The organism is Mesorhizobium japonicum MAFF 303099, assembly GCF_000009625.1.
In the GTDB taxonomy this organism is placed as follows: Bacteria; Pseudomonadota; Alphaproteobacteria; order Rhizobiales; family Rhizobiaceae; genus Mesorhizobium; species Mesorhizobium japonicum.
In genome coordinates, this window is sequence record NC_002678.2 from 4,329,050 (window position 1) to 4,350,460 (window position 21,411).

The following is a 21,411-nucleotide window of genomic DNA, read 5'->3' on the forward strand; positions in this document are numbered from 1 at the left end:
TTTGGCAGACATCAAGGGGATATTGTTCGACAAGGACGGGACACTTGTCGACTTCAACGCGACCTGGCTCGGCGTCGCCGATTTCATGGCCATGGACGCCTCCGACGGGGACCGCTGGAAGGCCGACAGGCTGCTTGCGGCCGCCGGCTTCGATTTCGCCAGCCGCCGCTTCAAGCCCGATTCGATCTTTGCCTCGGGCACCAATATGGATGTGGTCGAGCTGTGGTTCCCGCGTCTGTCCGACGAAGACCAGATGCTGGCCGTCGCCCGCTTCAACGAAATCACCTCGGTGCAGGGCTCGGCGATGGCGGTGGCGCTGCCGGGCGTGGTCGACACGCTGGCGGTGCTGCACAAAAGATCCTACCGGCTTGGGGTCGCCACCAACGATTCGACCAGCGGCGCGGAAAAGACCTTGGTCACGCTGGGCGTCGCCCAGCTGTTCGACGCGGCCTATGGTTATGACGCGGTGGCCAATCCCAAACCCGCGCCCGACACCATCCAGGCCTTTTGCGACCTTACCGGCCTGAAGCCGGCTGAGGTCGCCATGGTCGGTGACAACCGCCACGATCTCGAAATGGCGCGCGCCGGCGGCTGCGGCCTGGCGGTGGGCGTGCTCTCCGGCACCGGCACGCGTGAGTCGCTGGCTGGCATTGCCGACGTCGTTCTCGATTCCGTTGCCGATCTGCCGGACTTCCTGTCGGCCCGGGTCAAGGAGACGGTTTGATCGCTCCCGCCAGCGCTGGTGCGGTCTCGGCCTCGAAACGAAAGACGCCGCTCGGCTTCAGCGCGGCGTCTTTCGCGTCACCGAAATCCGGCACCTGATATTCGGCGAGCAGTCGCAGCCGGGACAGCGGCAGGTCATGGCGACGGGGATCGCCGACCAGCACCTCGATGCCGGCTGCCAGGCAGCGGTCGAGGAACGGGATAACCCGCAGGGCGACCTCACGGCCGTAGAACACGTCGCCGGCAAGCACGAGGTCGACGGCCGGCGGCGAGCCCATGGTGATATCCTGGTGCACGATAGTGATCTCGACCCCGTTGGCCGCCGCGTTGAGGCCGATAGCGGCGACACCGTTGCGGTCGATCTCGGCGGCTATCACCTCGCTTGCGCCGGCTTTGGCAGCGGCAATGCCGACAATGCCTGAACCCGCGCCGAGGTCCAGCACGCGGCGGCCCGCCACCGTCTTCGGATGGTTGAGGATGTGGCGTGCCAGCACCGCACCACCGGCCCATGCATAGGCCCAGTAGGGCGGCTGCGGCTCCGGCGTGTCGTCGTCCGCGTCAGCATCGTCTTCGGGGTCGACGAGGCGTCTCAGCCCGCTGCCCGGATGGGCGGTGTAGAACCGGATTTCGGGAAGCGCCAGCACAGGAACAAGGCCCATGTTCGCCTTGATGAACTCCGCCGGGTCGAGGCGCGGGCGGCTTGGCAAATCCTTGCCCGGCGCCTCGTCGCCGACGAAATCTTCCCCCGTTAAAGCGCGCTGCGCTTCAGCTCTTTGTTTTGGTGCATGTCGTTTTTCCAAAACCGAGGTCACTTTTGGGCGACCTGCATCAGGCGCGCAATGCCCGCCGCAGGATCTTGCCGACCGGCGTCTTCGGCAATTCGGTCCTGAACTCGATATATTTGGGCCGTTTGTAGCCGGTCAGGTTTTCGCGGCAAAAAGCGGCGATGGCTTCCACGGTCAGGGCTGGATCCTTCTTGACGATGAACAGCTTCGGCACTTCGCCCGAATGCTCGTCTGGCACGCCGATCGCCGCGACTTCGAGCACGCCTGGATGCATCGCCACGACCTCCTCGAGCTCGTTGGGATAGACGTTGAAGCCCGAGACCAGGATCATGTCCTTCTTGCGATCGACGATCTTGGTGTAGCCGCGCTCGTCCATGAAGCCCATGTCGCCTGACTTGAAGTAGCCGTCCTTGGTCATCACCTTGGCGGTCTCGTCAGGCCGGTTCCAGTAACCCGCCATCACCTGCGGTCCCCGGATGCAGATCTCGCCGACCTCGCCCAGCGGCAAATTGTTGCCGTCATCGTCGCGGATGGCGATTTCCGTCGACGGCAAGGGCAGGCCGATCGTGCCGGTGAAGTCGCCGGAACTGAACTTGTTGGCCGTCGCCACCGGCGAGGTTTCCGAGAGGCCGTAGCCTTCAGTGACAGGGCAACCGGTCAAAGCCTTCCAACGTTCGGCGACGCCCTTCTGCACCGCCATGCCGCCGCCCAGTGTCAGCACCAGCGGCTTGAAGTCGAGTTTGCGGAAGTCCTCATTGTTGAGCAGCGCGTTGAACAGCGTGTTGAGGCCGGGAAAGATGTGGACCGGATACTTCTGGAGTTCCTTGACGAAGGCTGGAATATCGCGCGGGTTGGGAATGAGCACGTTGCGGGCGCCTTGCTGCATGCCCATCAGTGCGTTCACCGTCAGCGCGAAGATATGATAGAGCGGCAGCGCGCAGATGAAGTTCGGGTGTGCCGGTTTCGGCTTGATCGTATAGGCGTCTTCCATCCACTGTGCGTTCTGCACGACATTGGAGAGCACATTGCGGTGCAGCAGCGTGGCGCCTTTCGACACGCCCGTGGTGCCGCCCGTATATTGCAGGAAGGCAACATCGTCGGCCGCAACCTTGGCCGGCTTGAAGCCAAGGCCGGCGCCGGCCTTCATCGCCGCGTTGAACTTGACATGCCCGGGCAGCGACCATGCCGGCACCATCTTCTTCACGCGGCGCACCACGAAGTTGACGATCGTGCCCTTGAGGCCGCCGAGCATGTCGCCCATGGCCGCCACCACGACATGCTTGACCGCGGTCCTGGCGATTACCGCCTGCAACGTGTTGGCGAAGTTCTCCAGGATGACGATGGCTTGTGCGCCGGAATCCTTGAGCTGGTGCTCCAGCTCGCGCGGCGTGTAGAGCGGATTGATGTTCACCACGACATAGCCGGCGCGCAGGATGCCCATCATCGCCACCGGATATTGCAGAACGTTAGGCATCATCACGGCGACGCGCGCACCCTTTTGCAGCCCCTTCGATTGCAGATAGGCACCGAAGGCCGCCGACAGCTGCTCGACATCTGCGTAGCTGATGGATTTGTCCATGCAGGTGAAGGCCGGCTGGGCGGAAAACTGCTTGCAGGCGGCGACCAGGAAATCGCCGATCGAACTGTAGGGCAACACCCCGATCTCGGCCTGGACATTTTTCGGATAGCTCTTGAGCCACGGCTTTTCGGGCAGGCCGGCGGCAAGTTCCGTGAGCGCCTTCGGCAACCGCTTGGTGTCAGCCGTCGCCGGTTTCGATGGCGGCGCTGCCTTTGCTGGGGATGTGGCCTTCGTTGTCCCGGTCTTTGCGGGAGAAGTCTTTGCGGGAGCAGCCTTCGCCGGAGTCTTCGTCGCAGAAATCCTGGTCGCAGAGGCCTTTGCCGGGGTGGCTTTCGCCGCCGGCTTCGCGATGGCCTTGGCGGTGGCCGCCTTTGCCGCCGGTACCGTCTTGGCAGGTTTTGCGCCTGTCCTGGCGGTCGCGGCCTTGGCGCCAGCTTTGCCTTGCCCGTCGGCGGCGGCTGGTTTCGAGACTGCCTTTGCCGACGCTTTCACCGGCGCCTTTGATGCTTTCGCCACCCGTTCCTCCTCGACAATTCCTGTTCGCCCGTTTCGGTCGCCTATGCCGCGCCCGCCTCCGAATTGACAGAGACGTCCTCCGTGCCGCCAGCATATCCATCTATGTATTGCCTCTATCGGCGGCGGTGCAAGTCTTGCCCTTGCGGCAAGCCGCCGAAAGATTTGCCGTCGAAAATCTTTCCCGCCGCCGACACTTGGAACCGGCATCTTTCGACATCGACGATCGGATGAAGGTGGATGCGGCATCCATGTCGTCAGATGCCAGATCAATAAAAAAATGCGGTCGTTAATAATCTCGTGAGTGGAAAAAACTGCTAATTTTTTCTGCCTTTTAGCAAAATGGCGGATTTTTTTCCTGCTTCCCGAGGGGTAAGCAAACGGGGTGTTCCAAAGCCGGAAAAACGGTGCTTATATGCGCGCTTCGCGAGCCTGCTAGAGGGGCTTGGAAGAACATCAGGGAGTGCTCAATGAAAAAGAAACTCGCTTTTGCGGCCGCGTTGCTGGCCGCAAGCGTCCTGGGCGGCATGGCCAATGCAAAGACGCTCGTCTATTGCTCGGAAGCATCGCCTGCCAATTTTGATCCGGGTACCACGACCGGCGGCAACGACTTCGATGCCTCGTCGCGCACCGTCTATTCGCGCCTGGTCGAGTTCAAGCATGGCGGCACCGAGGTCGAGCCCGGCCTTGCCGACAAGTGGGACATCTCGGACGACGGCCTGGTCTATACTTTCCACCTGCATCCGGGCGTGAAGTTCCAGACCACCGACTATTTCAAGCCGACGCGCGACCTGAATGCCGATGACGTCGTCTTCTCCTTCGATCGCCAGTTCAACAAACAGAATCCCTGGAACGGCGACAAGTATCTGCCGAACCTGACCTGGGACTATTACACCGGCATGGACATGCCGAAATATGTCGCCAAGTGGGAGAAGGTCGACGATCTGACCGTCAAGCTGACGCTGACCGAGCCGAACGCGCCGATGCTGGCTAACCTCGGCATGGACTTTGCTTCGATCGTGTCGAAGGAATATGCCGACCAGCTGGCGAAGGACGGCAAGATGGCCGACTTCTCGACCAAGCCGATCGGCACCGGCCCGTTCCAGTTCGTCGACTACCAGCTGGATTCGGTCATCCGCTATGCGGCCAACCCAGACTACTTCAAGGGCAAGGAGAAGATCGACGATCTCGTCTTCGCCATCACGCCTGACGCCACCGCCCGCACCCAGAAAGTGCTTGCCGGCGAATGCGACATCGCGCCCTATCCGAACCCGGCCGACATCGCCACCATTAAGGCCAATAAGGACGTGACCCTGATGGATCAGGCCGGCCTGAACATCGGCTATATGAGCTATAACACCACCATCCCGCCGCTCGACAAGCCTGAGGTGCGCCATGCGCTCAACCAGGCGATCGACCGGCAAGCGTTGATCAAGTCGCTGTTCCAGGATGCAGGCGCCACGCCCGCTGAAAACCTGATCCCGCCGACCATGTGGTCGTGGAACAAGGATGTGAAGACCGACGCCTACAATCCGGAAGCGGCCAAGAAGGTACTTGAGGCTGCCGGGCTGAAGGAAATCCAGCTCTGGGCATCCGACCGCGTTCGTCCCTACAATCCGAACTTCCAGCGCGCCGCCGAACTGATCCAGGCCGACTGGGCCAAGGTCGGCGTCAAGGCGGAGATCGTCAACTACGAGTGGACCAAGTATCGCTCGGAAGGCAAGAAGAAGGACCGTCCAGGCGCCTTCCAGATCGGCTGGACCGGCGACAATGGCGATCCGGACAACTTCTTCGCCACCCTGTTCGCCTGCTCGGCCATCGGCGTGTCGAACTACTCGAGCTGGTGCGACAAGGACTTCGAGGATCTGATTCAGAAGGCCAAGAAGACCAGCGACCAGGCCGAGCGCTCCAAGCTCTATGAGCAGGCGCAGGTGATCTTCGCCAAGGAAGCGCCCGCCTTCCTGCTGGTCCACAGTCAAGTCTATGCGGTCGTGCGCAACAATGTCAGCGGTTTCAAGATGGATCCGCTCGGCATTCACCGCTTCGACGGCGTTGACAAGGCCGAATAAGACTATAGAGCGGGGCGGCGCAATGAAGCGCCGCCCCCCTACATCATGCTAAAATATATCCTCCACCGAATTGCACTTTTGATCCCGACGCTGGTCGGCATCACGATCTGCGCCTTCGCGTTCGTCAGGCTGCTGCCCGGCGATCCTATCCTTGCCATGGCCGGCGAACACGGCGTGGCGCCGGCGCGCTACGAAGAGCTCAAGGAGCAGTTCGGCTACAATCTGCCGATCTGGCAGCAATACACACGCTATGTCGGTGAGGTCGTGACCGGCGATTTCGGCGTCTCGATTTCGTCCAAGCGCCCGGTGCTCGAGGAGTTCAAGACGCTCTTCCCGGCGACGCTGGAACTGTCATTCTTCGCCATGATTTTCGCCATGGTGCTCGGCATTCCGGCCGGCATCTTCGCGGCCGTCAAGCGCGGCTCGTGGTTCGACCAGTCGTTGATGGGCACGGCGCTCGTCGGCTACTCCATGCCGATCTTCTGGTGGGGCCTGCTGCTCATCATCTTTTTCTCCGGCTATCTCGGCTGGACACCGGTCAATGGCCGCATCGACCTGCAGTACTTCTTCAAGCCGATCACCGGCTTCATGACCATCGACACCTTACTCTACGGCAAATGGGATGCATTTCGCTCGGTATTGCGCCATCTGGTGCTGCCGACAATTGTGCTCGGTACCATTCCGCTGGCTGTGATAGCGCGCCAGACGCGCTCCGCCATGCTCGAGGTGCTGGGCGAGGACTACGTGCGGACGGCCCGAGCCAAAGGGCTTTCGTCAACCCGAGTCATCGGCGTGCATGCTCTGCGCAATGCACTCATCCCGGTGGTCACCACCATCGGCCTGCAGGTTAGTACGCTGCTCGCCGGCGCCATCCTCACCGAAACGATCTTCTCGTGGCCGGGCATCGGCAGGTGGATGGTCGAATCCATATCCAAGCGCGACTATGTCGTCGTGCAGTCTGGCCTGCTGTTGATTGCCCTTATCGTCATGGCCGTGAACTTGATCGTCGATGTGCTCTATGCAGTCATCAACCCACGCATAAGGGCGGCGTGATGAGCCAGTCGACCGAAATCGCCCCGATGGCCGCCGGCAACCCGGATCGCCTCACCGGCCTCAGGACCTTCTGGTATTATTTCTCGGTGAACCGCGGGGCCGTTATCGGCCTGTTCGTCTTCATCCTTTTGGTGCTGGCGGCGCTGTTTGCGCCACTGCTGGCTCCCTATGCACCCGACGTCCAGGACAAGACCGCATTCCTGCGGCCTCCGGCCTGGCAGGCAGGCGGCAGCTCGCAATATCTGCTCGGCACCGACCCGGTTGGGCGCGACATCCTTTCACGCCTGCTCTACGGCGCGCGCTTCTCGCTGCTGATCGGCGCTGTCGTCGTCTCGCTGGCGCTCGCCGGCGGCATCACGCTCGGCCTGCTGGCCGGCTATTTCCGCGGCTGGGTCGACGTGGCGATCATGCGCGTCATGGACCTCATCCTGGCCTTCCCGTCGCTGTTGCTGGCGCTGGTGATGGTCACCATCCTCGGCCCTGGCCTGTTCAATGCGATGCTGGCCATCGCGCTTGTCCTGCAGCCGCATTTCGCGCGGCTGGTGCGCGCCGCGGTGATGGCCGAGAAGAGCCGCGAATATGTCGTGGCGGCAAAGGTCGCCGGCGCCGGGCATCTCAGGCTGATGCTTCGCACCATCCTGCCCAATTGCCTGGGGCCGCTGATTGTCCAGGGCACCTTGTCCTTCTCCAACGCCATCCTCGAAGCGGCAGCCCTCGGCTTCCTCGGCCTCGGCGCCCAGCCGCCGACGCCGGAATGGGGCACCATGCTTGCTACGGCGCGCGAATTCATCCTGCGCGCCTGGTGGGTGGTGACGTTCCCGGGTCTCGCCATCCTCATCACCGTGCTTGCCATCAATCTGATCGGCGACGGCCTGCGCGATGCGCTCGATCCCAAGCTCAGGAGGTCATGATGGCGCTGCTCGACATCCAGAACCTCGTCGTCGAATTCCAGACCGCATCCGGTTCCTTCCGCGCCGTCGACGGCGTGTCGCTGCATGTGGACGAGCGCGAAGTGCTGGCGATCGTCGGCGAATCCGGCTCCGGCAAGTCGGTCTCGATGCTGGCGGTGATGGGCCTCTTGCCATGGACCGCCAAGGTCACAGCCGACCGCATGAGCTTCAATGGCCGCGATCTCCTGAAACTGAGCCCGGCCGAGCGGCGCAAGATCGTCGGCAAGGACATGTCGATGATCTTCCAGGAGCCGATGGCCAGCCTCAATCCGTGCTTCACCGTCGGCTTCCAGATCGAGGAGGTGCTGCGTTTCCACATGGGCATGGACAAGGCCCAGCGCCGGGCGCGCGCCATCGAATTGTTGAAGCAGGTCGGCATTGCCGAGCCGGCGGAACGGCTGAACTCGTTCCCGCACCAGATGTCGGGCGGCCAGTGCCAGCGCGTCATGATCGCCATCGCCATTGCCTGCAATCCGAAGCTTTTGATCGCCGACGAGCCGACCACCGCGCTCGACGTCACCATCCAGAAGCAGATCCTCGATCTCCTGGTCTCGCTGCAGGCCAAATACGGCATGGGCCTGATCATGATCACCCACAATATGGGCGTGGTGGCCGAGACCGCCGACCGCGTCATCGTCCAGTACAAGGGCCGCAAGATGGAAGAGGCCGACGTGCTGTCGCTGTTTGAATCGCCGAAGAGCAACTACACCCGCGCGTTGCTTTCGGCGCTGCCGGAAAATGCCGTCGGCGACCGCTTGCCGACCGTCTCTGACATGCTGTTCGAGCCGGCGCCCTCGGGAGCCGCCGCATGACCACTGTTGTCGAAGGCAAGAACATCAAGCGCGACTACCATGTCGGCGGCGGGCTGTTCCGCAGCGCGCGCACCGTGCATGCGGTGAAGGGCGTTTCCTTCAGTGTCGAGAAGGGCAAGACGCTGGCCATCGTCGGCGAATCGGGCTGCGGCAAGTCGACGCTCGCGCGCATCATCACGCTGATCGATCCGGCGACGTCGGGTGAACTGTTCATCGACGGCAACAAGGTCGACATCGCCAGGGGCGGATTGACCAAGGAGATGCGCCGCAAGGTGCAGATCGTCTTCCAGAACCCGTACGGCTCGCTCAATCCGCGCCAGAAGATCGGCGACGTGCTGGGAGAACCGCTGCTCATCAACACCGGCAAGCCGGCCGAGGAACGGCGCGACCTCGCCATGAAGATGCTGAAGAAGGTCGGCCTCGGACCCGAGCACTACAACCGCTACCCGCATATGTTCTCGGGCGGCCAGCGCCAGCGCATCGCCATTGCCCGCGCGCTGATGCTGAACCCCAGCCTGCTGGTGCTGGACGAGCCGGTCTCGGCGCTCGACCTGTCGGTGCAGGCGCAGGTGCTCAACCTGCTCGCCGACCTGCAGGACGAGTTCCAGTTGACCTATGTCTTCATCAGCCACGATCTGTCCGTTGTACGCTACATCGCCGACGACGTGATGGTGATGTATTTCGGCGAAGCGGTCGAATACGGCTCGCGCGACGAGGTCTTTTCAGACCCCAAGCACGCCTACACCCGGACGCTGTTCGCCGCGACGCCGCGCGCCGACGTCGCCTCGATCAAGGCGAGGCTGGCGAAGAAGAAGGCGGCGGCCTGAGGCTGCTGGTCGCAGCTGTCAGGCCACCCCCTCATCGATCACGACAGCCTGGCGATAATCGCGCGCAATGCTTCGCCAAATTTGTGCACTTCCTCGACCGTGTTGTAGTGCACCAGCGAGGCGCGGATGGCGCCGCTGTCCATCGACAAATTGAGGCGCTTCATCAGCCGCGGCGCGTACATATGGCCGTCGCGGATGCCGATCTGCATGTCGGCCATTTCCTCGACGATCCGTTGCGGTGACAGTCTGCCGATGTTGAAGCAGAAGGTCGGCACGCGCTCGTTGAGACGGGCCTCGTCGGCGACGCCGTAGATGGTCGCGCCGCAACCTTTCAGCACGGCAAGCATCTCGCGCGCCAGAAGCAGCTCATAGTCGCGGATGGCGCCCATGCCGGCGACGATGTTCTCGCGCCGCGAGCGGTTGTTGGAGGGGGCCAGATTGCGGCCGATCAGTTCCAGATACTGCACGGCCGCGTCCATGCCCGAGACATTCTCGTAGATGAAGGTGCCGGCCTCGACCTTGTAGGGCGGCTCGTCGGGGATGAAATCCTCCCGAAAAGTCGGCAGCCGCTTCAGCGTGTCGAAGCGGCCCCAGAGAAAACCCATATGCGGCGAGAAATTCTTGTAGCCGGAGCAGACGAGATAATCGCAATCCCAGGCCTGCACGTCGATCAGCCCGTGCGGCCCGTAATGCACGCAGTCGAGGAACACTTCCGCGCCGGCCGCATGCGCGATCTCGGCCACCGATGCGACATCGACGATCGAGCCGATCGAATGCGCCGTCACCGTGCAGGCGACGAGGCGGGTACGGTCGGAAACCAGCGGGCGCAGATCGTCGACATGCAGATTGCCGTCCTCGCGCATGCGCCACCACTTGAACTTGGCGCCGGCGGTTTCCAGCGCCAGCCAGGTGGCGATGTTGGCGTCGTGGTCCATGTCGGTGATGACGATCTCGTCGCGTTCCGAGAGCATCTGGCCGATCCCGAGGCTGACCAGGCGGATGAACGAGGTGGCGTTCATGCCGAAGCAGATTTCCGCCGGGCTATAGGCATTGATCAGCAGCGCCACGCTCGTCCGGGCATCAGCGACCGACTGATCGACGGTGACGCTGCGGCCATAGCGGCCGCCGCGCTGCACATTGTGCGAAACCAGATGGTTGGTCACCGCGTCAAGCACGCTCTGCGGGATCTGCGCGCCGGCGGCATTATCCATGAAGATGAAATCGCCGGCCCGTTGCAAGGCGGGAAACATGGTGCGGATGGTGTCGACGGGGAACGCGGCGGCGTTCGCATTGTCGGTTTGGTGCTTGTTCACGGGCAGGCTCCTGCGAAGAATTGGGCGGGTGGAGATCGGTTGGCGAGGTTAGCGCGCTTTCTCGGTCTTGAAGCGGTCTTCAAGCAGGCTGACGAGGCGAACCATCGGCCAGAGGAAGATGAGGTAGACCAGTGCGGCACCGATCAGCGGCGAAGGATTGGCGTAAAGTGACTGTGCGTTGGTCGCTTCCTTCAGGAGTTCCGGCAGCGCCACGGTCGAGGCGAGCGAGGTGTCCTTGAACATCGAGACGCAATTGCTGGTCATCGGCGGGATGACGACGCGGATCGCCTGCGGCAGCACCACCTTGCGCAAGGTCAAAAGGAACGGCAGGCCAAGCGCCTGCGACGCCTCGAACTGGCCTTTCGGAATGCTCTCGATGCCGGAGCGGAACACTTCGGCCGAATAGGCCGACATGATGAAGGCGAACGCCGTCACGGCGGACGCCCAGGATGACAGGCGGATGCCGAGGAAGGGCAGCGCGTAGTAGATCAGGATCAGCACCACCAGCACCGGCAGCGCGCGGAAAATGTCGGTGTAGCCGACCGCCAGCCAGCGCAGCGGCTTGGGTGCATAGAGCCGCACCAGGCTGATCAGCAGGCCGATGGGAATGCCGATGCCGATGCTCAGAATGCCAAGCAGCAGCGTGTTCAGGAAGCCGCGCAGCAACGCCGGCAGGCTGGACATGATGACGTCGGGATTGAAGAAGGTGTCGATCAGCGACATGGGAGCGTTCCCGAACCCCAGAGCAAAGGGTGTTCAAAGTTAAAAACCAATCGACCTCGCCCGTGGCGAGACGGTCCGCGCGGCAGCGGCGCCGGAGCAGGAAATGAATCGTGCCGGCCTGGAAAGCCGGCACGATTTCAGTGCATCTCCGCTCACGCCTTCGGCAGCGGCATTTTCTTGACGGTCGAGGAATCGGCCGGTGCGTCGCTGCCGAACCACTTCTTGTGGATCGCAGCCAGCGTGCCGTCCTTCTTCATCGCGGTCAGCGCGTCGTTGAGCTTGCCGAGCAGCGGGTGGTCCTTGGTCATCATCAGCCCGTACTGCTCACCGGTCTTGATGCGCTGCTTGACCTTCAGATCCTTCATCTTGGTGAAGGAGTATTCCATGCCCGGAATGTCGCTGACGGCGGCGTCGACGCGGCCGGCGCTGAGGTCGAGCAGCAGGTTCTGCTGCGTGTCATAGCCCTTCACATCGCTGAAGCCGTCAGCTTCCTGATGCGCCTTGACCCAGCTCTCGCCGGTCGAGCCGGACAGCACGCCGACGATCTTGCCCTTGAGATCGGCTTCGGTGTTGACCGCGCTGTCGGTCTTGGTGGCAATGCCCATGTCGGAATCATAATAGGGCTGGGTGAAAGACTGCGACTTCAGCCGTTCGGCCGTGATGGTGATCGACGAGATGGCGACGTCGATGCGCTTCGACGTGGTGGCCGCGAACAGCGCCTGGAAGCCGAGATCGGCGATGTCCGTGGTCATGCCGATGCGCTTGGCCGCTTCGTTGACGATGTCGACTTCAAAACCCTCGAAGATGCCGCTCTCGTTCTTGTACTCGAAGGGCGGATTGGTCGGGTAGGCGCCGACATTGAGCACATCGGCGGCGTAAGCCGTGGCGGGGCCGGCGGCGATGCCGATGGCGGCGGCGAGCAGGATGAGATTGCGACGTGTCAGGTTCATTTGGTGTTCCCTCTGGTTGTTGATCGGGCGGGTTCGCCCCGCACGGTTTCTTGCCGCCCCACCTCCCAGCGGGGCGTCAATTCATGGCAGCGACCTGCGCTTGGTTGGCGATGGTCTCAGAATGCGGATCACGGATACGGCCGCGCACGCCGTCGAAAGCAGAGCGCGCGCTGGATGATGACTGGGGCAGCATGAACGACAAGGACTGAACCCCCCGAAGCACCACGATGGACTGGCCGGCAACCCCTGCGGCACGGCCGTCGTCATCGATCTTGAATGCTTATCCAAAGTGGGACGCTTTTCAAGGCGAAAGTTTTAAGCTTAAAAAGCTTGGCGCGCGTGTTGCTCCGGCGATACGCCTTTTTGTCTGGCCGCGCCGGTCTATGCCAATTCGTCGCGTGCGGCAGCAGCGTTGGCCGCGGCGCCGGCGCCCAGAAACATCGTGTCGCTGGCCAGCACGAAGAAACTCGCGCCGAAGGCTGCCCATCGGCCGACAGCCTGTGGGCTGGCGCAAAATATGCCGGATGTCTTTCCATGTGCGCTCGTGGCAGCAATGATCGTCCGGATCGCCGCATTGAGCTTGTCGGCGCCCTGCGATCCGATCGCATCGATCGACACGGAAAGGTCGCCGGGGCCGACGAAGATCACGTCGACGCCGCCGACGGCCGCGATCGCTTCGATGTTGGCGAGCCCCTCCGCTGTCTCGACCTGCACCCCGACGACGGTTCTGTCGTTGGCGCTGGCAAGATATTCGGGAATGCGATAGCCATAGCCGGCGGCCCGGCCAGGCCCGACGCCACGCTCGCCCAGCGGCGGATAGCGTGAGGCTTTGACGACCATCGCCGCCTGCGCGGCGGTCGAGACGCGCGGCACCAGCACCCCTTGCGCGCCGCTGTCCAGCGCCGCCTGGATGGCTTCCGGCGCATGGCCGGGAACGCGCACCATCGCTGGCACGCGGTGGACGTCGGCCGCGCGCACCATGCTCTCGATCATGTCGCGCGAGATCTGCGCATGCTCCCAGTCCACGCAGAGGAAGTCGAGGCCCGACAGCGCCATCACTTCGACCGCGACGGGATGGGGAATGGCGGCAAACGAACCGACGAGGTTTGCCTTGCCGATGCATTTCTGGCGGAATTCGCTCATGCCGATCCCCTTTGTCGTCTGGTCCAAACTCATATCCGCAAACGGCGGCGAGGCGAAGCTATTTCAGGCTTGAAATATTTTGCCGCGGGCCTAGCGTGTGGCCTCCCGCCGCGAGTTCCCGAGATGATCAAAGCGCATCCCCTGCACGGCCCGAACAAACTGAAGCTCGGCGTCTTCTCGGCCAACGCCGATGGCGGGCTTGCCATCACCGATGTGCCGGAACGCTGGACGGCAAGCTGGCAGGACAATCTGACGGCGGCGCAAATCGCCGACCGTGCCGGGCTGGAGTTCATGCTGCCCATCGCCCGCTGGCGCGGCTTTGGCGGCCGCAACAAGGTGCGCGAATGGTCGTTCGAGACCTTCACATGGGCGGCGGCTCTGGCTGTGGCCACCGAACAGATCGGCCTGTTCATGACCGTGCACGTGCCGTTGGTGCATCCGCTCTACGCCGCCAAGGCGCTTGCAACGGTCGACCACATCAGCCAAGGCCGCGCCGGCCTCAACATCGTCTGCGGCTGGAACCCGAAGGAATTCGGCATGTTCGGCACGCCGCTGGTCGAGAAGGGTTACGACCAGGCCGCCGAGTGGATCGAGATTCTTGAGAAGCTCTACGCGTCGGCCGAGCCGCTCGACTATGAGGGCAGCTACTATCAGCTGAAGGAAGCGGTGAGCCGCCCGGCCAGTCTGCAGCTTCCGCGCCCGGTGACGATGAATGCCGCTTTCGGCGGGCCGGGCCGCGACTTCGCCGCCGCCCGGTGCGATTATCTGTTTACGACCTTTTCGGAAATGGGCGATGCCGGCAAGCATGTCGCCGACATCGGCGAGCGCGCCGACAAGGTCGGCCGCGATGTCGGCGTCTACACCGTGGCGCATGTCGTCTGCCGCCCGACCATGGAAGAGGCGCAGGCCTATTATAGGTGCTATGCCGTCGATCTGGCCGACCATGACGCGGTTGACGCCCACATGGCCGGCAAGAAGGAATTCTCGCAGTCGCACGACCCGCACGCCTATGACCGCTACCGCCAACGCTTCGCCGGCGGCGCCGGCACCTATCCCTTGATCGGAACGCCGGAAACGATCGCCGCCGACATGGCCGCCATTGCCGGGCACGGCTATCAGGGCATCGCGCTCTCCTTCGTCAACTACACGCAGGAACTGCCCTATTTCTGCGACCACGTGCTGCCGATTTTGAGGAAGGCGGGCCTGCGGGTGACTTAGTCCGGACGACCGAGTGCGTCGGGTATCACAGCGGTGGCCTGGATCTCCACCTTGGCGCGGTCCTCGACAAGCGCCATCACCTGCATGGCGGCCATCGCCGGGAAATGCCGGCCGATCACCTCGCGATAGGCTTCGCCGATGCCCCTGAGATTGGCGAGATACTCGGCCTTGTCGGTGAAATACCAGGTCATCGAGGTGATGTGCCGAGGCTCGGCACCGGCCTCGGCCAGCACCGCGACGATATTTTGCAGCGTCTGCCGCACCTGGCCGACAAAGTCGTCGGTTTCGAACTGGCACTGCCCGTTCCAGCCGACCTGTCCACCGACAAAGATGAGTCGTCCACGCGCCGCTACGCCATTGGCGTAGCCGACCGGTTTGGCCCAGCCTTCCGGCTGCAGAATCTCATGCATTTGAAGCCTCCCGGTATTTCTGAAAACCAAGTCTCAAAATCGAATACTCTTCAATTTCCCACCGTTAGGCCGCGCCCATCACTTGCCGCGCGATGACCACTTTCTGCACGTCGGAGGCACCCTCATAGATGCGCAGCGCGCGGATTTCGCGATACAGGCTTTCGACAATGTGGCCTTTGCGGACGCCGTCGCCGCCATGCAGCTGCACCGCCTTGTCGATCACGTCCTGCGCCTTGTCGGTGGCGAACAGTTTGGCCATCGCCGCCTCGCGCGTTACCCGCGCCGCGCCCATATCCTTGGTCCAGGCGGCGCGATAGACCAGAAGTGCCGCCGCGTCGATGTCGAGGGCCATGTCGGCGATGTGGCCCTGCACCATCTGCAACTCCGCCATCGGAGCGCCGAACAGTTTGCGTTCGGCCACTCGTTTGATGCTTTCATCGAGCGCCCGGCGGGCAAAGCCGAGCGCCGCAGCGCCGACGGTCGAGCGGAACACGTCGAGCACCGACATGGCGATGCGAAAGCCATCGCCGGGCTTGCCGATCAGCGCCGAGGTCGGCAGGCGGACCTGATCGAAGGACAGCCGCGCCAGCGGATGCGGCGCGATCACTTCGAGGCGTTCGGCAATGCCGAGGCCCTTGACGTCACCCGGTACGATAAAGGCGGAAAGCCCCTTGGCGCCCGGCGCTTCGCCGGTGCGGGCAAAGACGATGTAGAGATCGGCGATGCCGCCATTGGAGATCCAGGTCTTCTCGCCGGTGAGCACATAGCTGTCGCCGTCGCGGGTCGCCGTCATCTCGGTGTTGGCGACATCCGAGCCAGAGCGCGGCTCCGACAAAGCGAAGGCGGAGATCGCCTTGCCGGCGCGTGTCCTTGCCAGCCATTGCTGCTGGTCCGGCGTGCCGAACAGGCTGAGCGCACCTGTGCCCAGCCCCTGCATGGCAAAGGCGAAATCGGCGAGCCCGTCATGGCGGGAGAGCGTCTCGCGCGTGATGCATAGTGTCCGCACGTCGAGCGGTCCGGGATTCACGGTGTCGACAGCTGTCGGTTTCAGCCACCCGTCGCGGCCAAGTTTTTGCACCAGCTCGCGGCATGCGGCGTCGACGTCGTGATGATCGACGGGGAGGCTCTTCGAGCACCACGCTTCCAGGACTTCGGCCAGTTCGCGATGACGGTTCTCGAAGAACGGCCAGTTAAGGAAACTCTTGTCAGCCATCAGTTCCCCTCGAACACCGGCTTTTCCTTGGCCACGAATGCCTTGTAGGCGCGCTCGAAATCGCGCGTCTGCATGCAGATCGCTTGCGCCTGGGCTTCCGCCTCGATCGCCTGGTCGAGGCCCATCGACCATTCCTGGTTGAGCTGCGTCTTGGTGATGCCGTGGGCGAAGGTCGGGCCTGAGACGATGCGCGCTGCCATGTCGAGTGCATCCGCCTCGAGGGAGGCCGCGTCGACCAGCCTGTTGTAAAACCCCCAGCGCTCGCCTTCCGCTGCCGTCATGGTGCGGCCGGTATAGAGCAGTTCGGCGGCGCGGCCCTGGCCGATGATGCGCGGCAGGATCGCACAGGCGCCCATGTCGCAGCCGGCAAGGCCGACGCGGGTGAACAGAAACGCGGTCTTGGCCTCCGGCGTGGCGATGCGGATGTCCGAGCTCATGGCGATGATGGCGCCGGCACCGACCGCCACGCCGTCGACGGCGGCGATGATCGGCTTGCCGCAATTCAGCATCGCCTTGACGAAATCGCCGGTCATGCGAGTGAAGGCGAGAAGCTGCTTCATGTCCATCTTGACCAGCGGACCGATAATGTCGTGGACATCGCCGCCGGAGCAGAAATTGCCGCCATTGGAGAGGAACACCACGGCGTCGATATCGTCGGCATAGACGAGGTCGCGGAACGTATCGCGCAACTCGGCATAGCTGTCGAAGGTCAGCGGGTTCTTGCGCTCGGGCCGGTCGAGCCGGACCTTGGCGATCCTGCCCTCGACCTCCCACAGGAAATGCTTCGGCTTCAGCCCGGCCATCCCGGTCATTCGCGTCCCTCCCAGTTGCTGCGGAACGAGGTCAGCATGCCGGTCAGGCGGCGGGCATCCTCCTCGCTGACCTTGCCCAGCAATTCGCCGATCCAGCCCTCATGCGCGGCAGCGATGGTGGCAAAGGATTTGGTGCCTTCCTCGGTCAGCCGCACCATCGAGGTGCGGCGGTCGCCATTGCGGCGGGCGCGAGCGACCAGCCCTTCGGAAACCAGCCGGTCGACAATGCCGGTGACATTGCCGTTGGAGACCAGCAGGAAGCGCGACAGGTCGCTCATCAGCATGCCTTCCGGCACGCGGTACAGCGCGGCCATCACGTCGAAACGCGGCAGCGTCGTGTCGAATTCCTTCTTCAGGCGCTCGCGCAACTCGGCCTCGATCGTGCGCGAGGCGCGCAGCAGCCTGATCCACAGACGCAGACGGTCCTTGCCGGGTCCCGACGGTGCGGGCAGGGGGCCGGCTACCATGTTTCGCCTCCTGAGATGGAAATTGCCTGTCCGGTGATCGATGACGCCGCATCGCCACACAGCCACAGCACGGCGGCGGCGACTTCCTGCGGCTGAATGAAGCGGCCTTGCGGATTGGTCGAGACAAGGCTCGCCCGCGCCTCGCCGGCAGAGCGGCCGGTCTTTTCGATGATGCGCTGGATGGATTCTTCCAGCATGTCGGTCTCGACGAAACCCGGGCACACCGCGTTGACGGTGACGCCGGATTTCGCGGTTTCCGCCGCCAGCGCTCGCATCAACCCGACGACGCCGTGCTTGGCCGCAACGTAGGGCGCGACATAGGCGTAGCCCTTCAATCCGGCGGTGGAGGCGACGAATACGATCCGGCCTGCCTTGCGCACGGCCATCCCGGCCAGCGCCGGCTTCACCGTCAGGAAGGCGCCGGTCAAATTGACGTCGAGCGTCTTCTGCCAGTCGGCGAGCGTGGTCTTGTGCGCCGGCGTGCTGCCGGCCATGCCGGCATTGGCAATGACGATGTCGAAGGCCCCGCGCGCGGCTTCCGCCGCCTGATAGAGCGAGGCCATGGACGCCTCATCGGTGACATCGGCGGCGATGCCGAAGATACGGTCGCTTTCGCCGGCCACTTTGGCAAGCTCGGCGTCGCGCCGGCCGCAGATGGTCACGTCGATGCCGGCACCGGCCAACGCAAGTGCGATGGCCCGGCCGACGCCGGAGCCACCGCCAGTGACCAGCGCATGCTTGCCGGAGATCGCTGGTACCGCCGTCATACTTTCAGCCCCGCGGCAGCATCGCGCTCGGCCAACCGGTAGATCTGGTCGCGGCCAGGCAAATAGGGATCCGGCCATTTGACGCCGCGGTCGCCGAGCGTCACCGCCGCATGCAGCGTCCAGTAGGGATCGGCCAGATGCGGCCGCGCCAGCGCCACCAGGTCGGCGCGGCCGGCCATCAGGATCGAATTGACATGGTCCGGCTCATAGATATTGCCGACCGCCATCGTCGCCATGCCGACCTCGTTGCGGATGCGGTCGGAAAACGGTGTTTGGAACATACGGCCATAGATCGGCTTCGCGGACACCGATGTCTGCCCGGCCGAGACGTCGCAGATGTCGACGCCGGCTTCGTGCAGCAGCCGCGCGATCTCGACCGCGTCGGCGGGCGTGACGCCTTCGATGCCGACCCAGTCATTGGCCGAAATGCGCATCGAGATCGGCTTCTCCGCCGGCCAGGCGGCGCGCACCGCGTGGAAGATCTCGAGGGGATAGCGCATGCGGTTTTCCAGTGAGCCGCCATATTCATCCGTGCGCCGGTTGGTGACAGGCGTGATGAAGGACGACAGGAGATAGCCATGCGCGGCATGGATCTCCAGCATGTCGAAGCCGCAACGTTCAGCCATCTCGGCCGAGACCACGAACTGGTTGCGCACCAGATCCATGTCGGCGCGGTCCATCGCCTTCGGCACCTGGTTCTCAGGCGACCATGCGACAGCCGATGCCGCCATGACAGGCCAATTGCCCGAGGCGAGCGGCACGTCGGTGCCTTCCCAGCCGAGCCGGGTCGAGCCCTTGGCACCGGAATGGCCGATCTGGGCGCAAATCTTGGCCTCGGTCTCGGAATGGACGAAATCGACAAGCCGCTTCCACGCCACCTCGTGCTCAGGCGCGTAGAAGCCCGGACAGCCGGGCGTGATACGGCCTTCCGGGCTGACGCAGGTCATCTCGATATAGATGAGCCCCGCGCCGCCCTTGGCGCGCTCGGCATAGTGGGTGAAATGCCAGTCGGTCGGGCAGCCGTCGACGGCCTTGTACTGCGCCATCGGCGAAACGACGACGCGGTTTTGCAGCTTCATGTCGCGCAGCTTGAACGGCGCGAACATCGGCGCCCGGCGCAGCCTGTTGCCGCCGGCACCGGCCTGGCGCTGGAACCATTCTTCGGCGCCGCCCAGCCATTGGGCGTCGCGCAGCCGCAAATTCTCGTGGCTGATGCGCTGCGAACGGGTCAGCAGCGAATAGTTGAACTGCACCGGATCAAGACCGAGATAGCGTTCGACCTCCTCGAACCATTCCAGCGAATTGCGCGCCGCCGATTGCAGCTTCAGCACCTCGGTACGCCGCGCGTCCTCATATTTGCGGAAGGCGGCGTCGAGGCCCGGTTCCGTCTCGACATACTCGGCCAGCGCCACCGCGCTTTCCAAAGCGAGCTTGGTGCCGGAGCCGATCGAGAAATGCGCCGACGCTGCCGCGTCGCCCATCAGCGCCAGGTTCTTGTACGACCAGCGTTCGCACAGTACGCGCGGGAAATTGATCCAGGCCGAACCCCTGATGTGGTTGGCATTGGTCATCAGCGCATGGCCGCCGAGATGCTTGGCGAAAATGCGCTCGCACACCGCGATCGATTCCTGCTGCGTCATCGCGCCGAAGCCGAAGGCAGCCCAGGTCTGTTCGCTGCATTCGACGATGAAGGTCGCTGTCTCGCTGTCGAACTGGTAGGCGTGCGCCCACACCCAGCCATGCTCGGTCTTCTCGAAGATGAAGGTGAAGGCGTCGTCGAATTTCTGGTTGGTGCCGAGCCAGACGAATTTGCATTTGCGGGTGTCGATGTCGGGCTTGAAGATGTCGACGAAGGTGTTGCGCGCCCTGGAATTCAGCCCGTCGGCGGCGACGACCAGGTCATGAGTCTCCATGTAAGGCTTGGGATCGGCGATATCGGTCTCGAACATCAGCTTGACGCCGAGCTCGCGGGCGCGGCGCTGCAAGAGGATCAGCAGCCGCTTGCGGCCGATGCCGCAAAAACCATGGCCTGACGAGACCGTGCGAACGCCGTCATGGATGACGGCAATGTCGTCCCAATAGGCAAAATGCTTCTTGATCCAGACGGCGCTGACCGGATCATTCTCAGCGAGGTTCTCGAGCGTTTCGGCCGACAGCACCACGCCCCAGCCGAACGTGTCGTCGGCGCGGTTGCGCTCGAACACCGTCACATCGTGCGTGGCGTCCCTGAGCTTCATCGATATGGCAAAGTAGAGGCCGGCTGGACCGCCGCCGAGAACCGCAACCTTCATCTGTGCGATCTCCTCTTCGCTTGCTGCCTTGCGAGTATCGCGCCGGCGGCAAAATATTTCAAGCTTAAAGTTTTATGTCGAAATCATTGTCCGATACCGGGCGGCGCGCTTGCGTGTCGTCCCGTAAGCGCGCGCCGAAGGATCACTTTTCCGGGTTCTTCGGGCTCCACAGCACCGTCTCGGCACCTTTCTCATAGGCCATACCGTCGGGGTAGCTGATCGCTTCCAGCTGCAATCCCCAGGGCGCCTGGAAATAGAGAATGGTCTGGCCGGCGGCGGGACCCTCCTTGACCGGCAGAGGTCCCATGCGCGTCTTGACGCCCTTGCCATCGAGATAGGCTTTGGCGGCGGCGACGTCGTCGACATAGAGGGCGATGTGGAAGCCGCCAATGTCGCTGTTCTTCGGCGTCAGATCCTTCTGGTCGGGCGCGGTGTATTTGAACAGCTCGATGTTCGAGCCATAGCCGCAACGCACCATGGTGACCTGCTCGATGACGGCCTTGGGATCGACGCCCAGAAGGTCCTGCATGAAGGTGCCCTTGTCGTCGGCGAACGGGCCGAACGACATTGCGTTCTTGCAGCCGACCACCTCGGTGAAGAAGTCGACCGCCTGCTTCATGTCGGGGACGGTGATGCCGGTGTGATCGTGGCCGCGCATGCCGGGGATCGAATCCGCCGAGGCCATGCCGGCGCCGCCAAGGACAGCGGCGGCAAGCGTTGCATTTCGAAGTATCGTCTTCATGTCAGTCCTCTCCATTGGCGGGACCTGGGTCTTTGCGGTCGCATGTCCGAA

At 63.3% G+C, this 21,411-nt stretch carries 20 protein-coding genes; 7 read left to right on the plus strand and 13 right to left on the minus strand.

All coding sequences use genetic code 11. The annotated features are described in order from the left end of the window. Position 1: 1 nt before the first annotated feature. Complete coding sequence (locus MAFF_RS22165) at positions 2 to 724, plus strand: HAD family hydrolase (protein WP_044548835.1); 723 nt, start codon at positions 2 to 4, stop codon at positions 722 to 724. Here the strand turns inward: MAFF_RS22165 and MAFF_RS22170 are convergent. Together MAFF_RS22170 and MAFF_RS22175 are read right to left on the minus strand one after the other, a co-directional pair. Beyond that, positions 708 to 1,535 (minus strand): class I SAM-dependent methyltransferase, encoded by an 828-nt coding sequence (locus MAFF_RS22170; RefSeq protein WP_010913207.1) that lies wholly within the window; start codon positions 1,533 to 1,535, stop codon positions 708 to 710. The genes MAFF_RS22165 and MAFF_RS22170 overlap by 17 nt on opposite strands. A 16-nt stretch (positions 1,536 to 1,551) precedes the next feature. Beyond that, on the minus strand, positions 1,552 to 3,603 hold the full coding sequence (locus MAFF_RS22175) for a long-chain fatty acid--CoA ligase (RefSeq protein ID WP_044548837.1): 2,052 nt from the start codon (positions 3,601 to 3,603) through the stop codon (positions 1,552 to 1,554). Between the two features lie 467 nt (positions 3,604 to 4,070). On the opposite strand from MAFF_RS22175, the gene MAFF_RS22180 reads away from it, so the two are divergent. The 5 genes from MAFF_RS22180 to MAFF_RS22200 are packed head-to-tail and all read left to right on the plus strand — an operon-like array spanning position 4,071 to position 9,311. Continuing rightward, positions 4,071 to 5,669, plus strand: a complete 1,599-nt coding sequence (locus tag MAFF_RS22180) for an ABC transporter substrate-binding protein (RefSeq protein ID WP_010913209.1) — start codon at positions 4,071 to 4,073, stop codon at positions 5,667 to 5,669. 45 nt (positions 5,670 to 5,714) lie between these two features. Then, positions 5,715 to 6,722: an ABC transporter permease subunit gene (locus tag MAFF_RS22185; RefSeq protein WP_010913210.1), complete on the plus strand. Its 1,008-nt coding sequence runs from the start codon at positions 5,715 to 5,717 to the stop codon at positions 6,720 to 6,722. Next, a complete protein-coding gene (locus tag MAFF_RS22190) occupies positions 6,722 to 7,633 on the plus strand; it encodes an ABC transporter permease subunit (protein ID WP_010913211.1) in 912 nt (303 codons plus the stop codon). The genes MAFF_RS22185 and MAFF_RS22190 overlap by 1 nt, the downstream gene beginning before the upstream one ends. Then, on the plus strand, positions 7,633 to 8,484 hold the full coding sequence (locus MAFF_RS22195; protein ID WP_010913212.1) for an ABC transporter ATP-binding protein: 852 nt from the start codon (positions 7,633 to 7,635) through the stop codon (positions 8,482 to 8,484). Before MAFF_RS22190 ends, MAFF_RS22195 begins: the two co-directional genes overlap by 1 nt. After that, entirely contained in the window at positions 8,481 to 9,311 is an 831-nt protein-coding gene (locus MAFF_RS22200; protein ID WP_010913213.1) for a dipeptide ABC transporter ATP-binding protein, read from the plus strand. Before MAFF_RS22195 ends, MAFF_RS22200 begins: the two co-directional genes overlap by 4 nt. A 38-nt stretch (positions 9,312 to 9,349) precedes the next feature. Here MAFF_RS22200 and MAFF_RS22205 read toward each other — a convergent pair whose 3' ends face one another. The 4 genes from MAFF_RS22205 to MAFF_RS22220 all read right to left on the minus strand — a co-directional run bounded on the left by MAFF_RS22205 (position 9,350) and on the right by MAFF_RS22220 (position 13,440). Continuing rightward, positions 9,350 to 10,624: a cysteine desulfurase-like protein gene (locus MAFF_RS22205; RefSeq protein WP_010913214.1), complete on the minus strand. Its 1,275-nt coding sequence runs from the start codon at positions 10,622 to 10,624 to the stop codon at positions 9,350 to 9,352. 48 nt (positions 10,625 to 10,672) lie between these two features. Beyond that, entirely contained in the window at positions 10,673 to 11,347 is a 675-nt protein-coding gene (locus tag MAFF_RS22210) for an amino acid ABC transporter permease (protein WP_010913215.1), read from the minus strand. A gap of 152 nt (positions 11,348 to 11,499) precedes the next feature. Then, positions 11,500 to 12,297: an ABC transporter substrate-binding protein gene (locus MAFF_RS22215; RefSeq protein ID WP_010913216.1), complete on the minus strand. Its 798-nt coding sequence runs from the start codon at positions 12,295 to 12,297 to the stop codon at positions 11,500 to 11,502. Positions 12,298 to 12,678: 381 nt separating this feature from the next. Next, positions 12,679 to 13,440 (minus strand): HpcH/HpaI aldolase family protein, encoded by a 762-nt coding sequence (locus tag MAFF_RS22220; RefSeq protein ID WP_080512092.1) that lies wholly within the window; start codon positions 13,438 to 13,440, stop codon positions 12,679 to 12,681. A gap of 123 nt (positions 13,441 to 13,563) precedes the next feature. On the opposite strand from MAFF_RS22220, the gene MAFF_RS22225 reads away from it, so the two are divergent. Then, complete coding sequence (locus MAFF_RS22225; RefSeq protein ID WP_010913219.1) at positions 13,564 to 14,658, plus strand: LLM class flavin-dependent oxidoreductase; 1,095 nt, start codon at positions 13,564 to 13,566, stop codon at positions 14,656 to 14,658. On the opposite strand, the gene MAFF_RS22230 is transcribed toward MAFF_RS22225, so the two are convergent. The 7 genes from MAFF_RS22230 to MAFF_RS22260 form a co-directional block, all read right to left on the minus strand. After that, positions 14,655 to 15,068, minus strand: a complete 414-nt coding sequence (locus tag MAFF_RS22230; protein ID WP_010913220.1) for a RidA family protein — start codon at positions 15,066 to 15,068, stop codon at positions 14,655 to 14,657. The genes MAFF_RS22225 and MAFF_RS22230 overlap by 4 nt on opposite strands. A 64-nt stretch (positions 15,069 to 15,132) precedes the next feature. Next, positions 15,133 to 16,281, minus strand: a complete 1,149-nt coding sequence (locus MAFF_RS22235) for an acyl-CoA dehydrogenase family protein (RefSeq protein WP_010913221.1) — start codon at positions 16,279 to 16,281, stop codon at positions 15,133 to 15,135. After that, the gene (locus tag MAFF_RS22240; RefSeq protein ID WP_044548838.1) at positions 16,281 to 17,093 is read right to left on the minus strand and encodes an enoyl-CoA hydratase family protein; all 813 of its coding nucleotides are present in this window, start codon (positions 17,091 to 17,093) and stop codon (positions 16,281 to 16,283) included. The genes MAFF_RS22235 and MAFF_RS22240 overlap by 1 nt, the downstream gene beginning before the upstream one ends. Beyond that, positions 17,090 to 17,560 carry a MarR family winged helix-turn-helix transcriptional regulator gene (locus tag MAFF_RS22245; RefSeq protein ID WP_010913223.1) on the minus strand — a complete coding sequence of 157 codons (471 nt, stop codon included), beginning with the start codon at positions 17,558 to 17,560 and terminating at the stop codon, positions 17,090 to 17,092. The genes MAFF_RS22240 and MAFF_RS22245 overlap by 4 nt, the downstream gene beginning before the upstream one ends. Continuing rightward, entirely contained in the window at positions 17,554 to 18,327 is a 774-nt protein-coding gene (locus tag MAFF_RS22250; protein ID WP_010913224.1) for an SDR family NAD(P)-dependent oxidoreductase, read from the minus strand. Before MAFF_RS22250 ends, MAFF_RS22245 begins: the two co-directional genes overlap by 7 nt. Beyond that, complete coding sequence (locus tag MAFF_RS22255) at positions 18,324 to 20,618, minus strand: bifunctional salicylyl-CoA 5-hydroxylase/oxidoreductase (protein WP_010913225.1); 2,295 nt, start codon at positions 20,616 to 20,618, stop codon at positions 18,324 to 18,326. Before MAFF_RS22255 ends, MAFF_RS22250 begins: the two co-directional genes overlap by 4 nt. Positions 20,619 to 20,760: 142 nt before the next feature. Further along, complete coding sequence (locus tag MAFF_RS22260; protein WP_032934004.1) at positions 20,761 to 21,360, minus strand: VOC family protein; 600 nt, start codon at positions 21,358 to 21,360, stop codon at positions 20,761 to 20,763. Between the last annotated feature and the right edge of the window lie 51 nt (positions 21,361 to 21,411).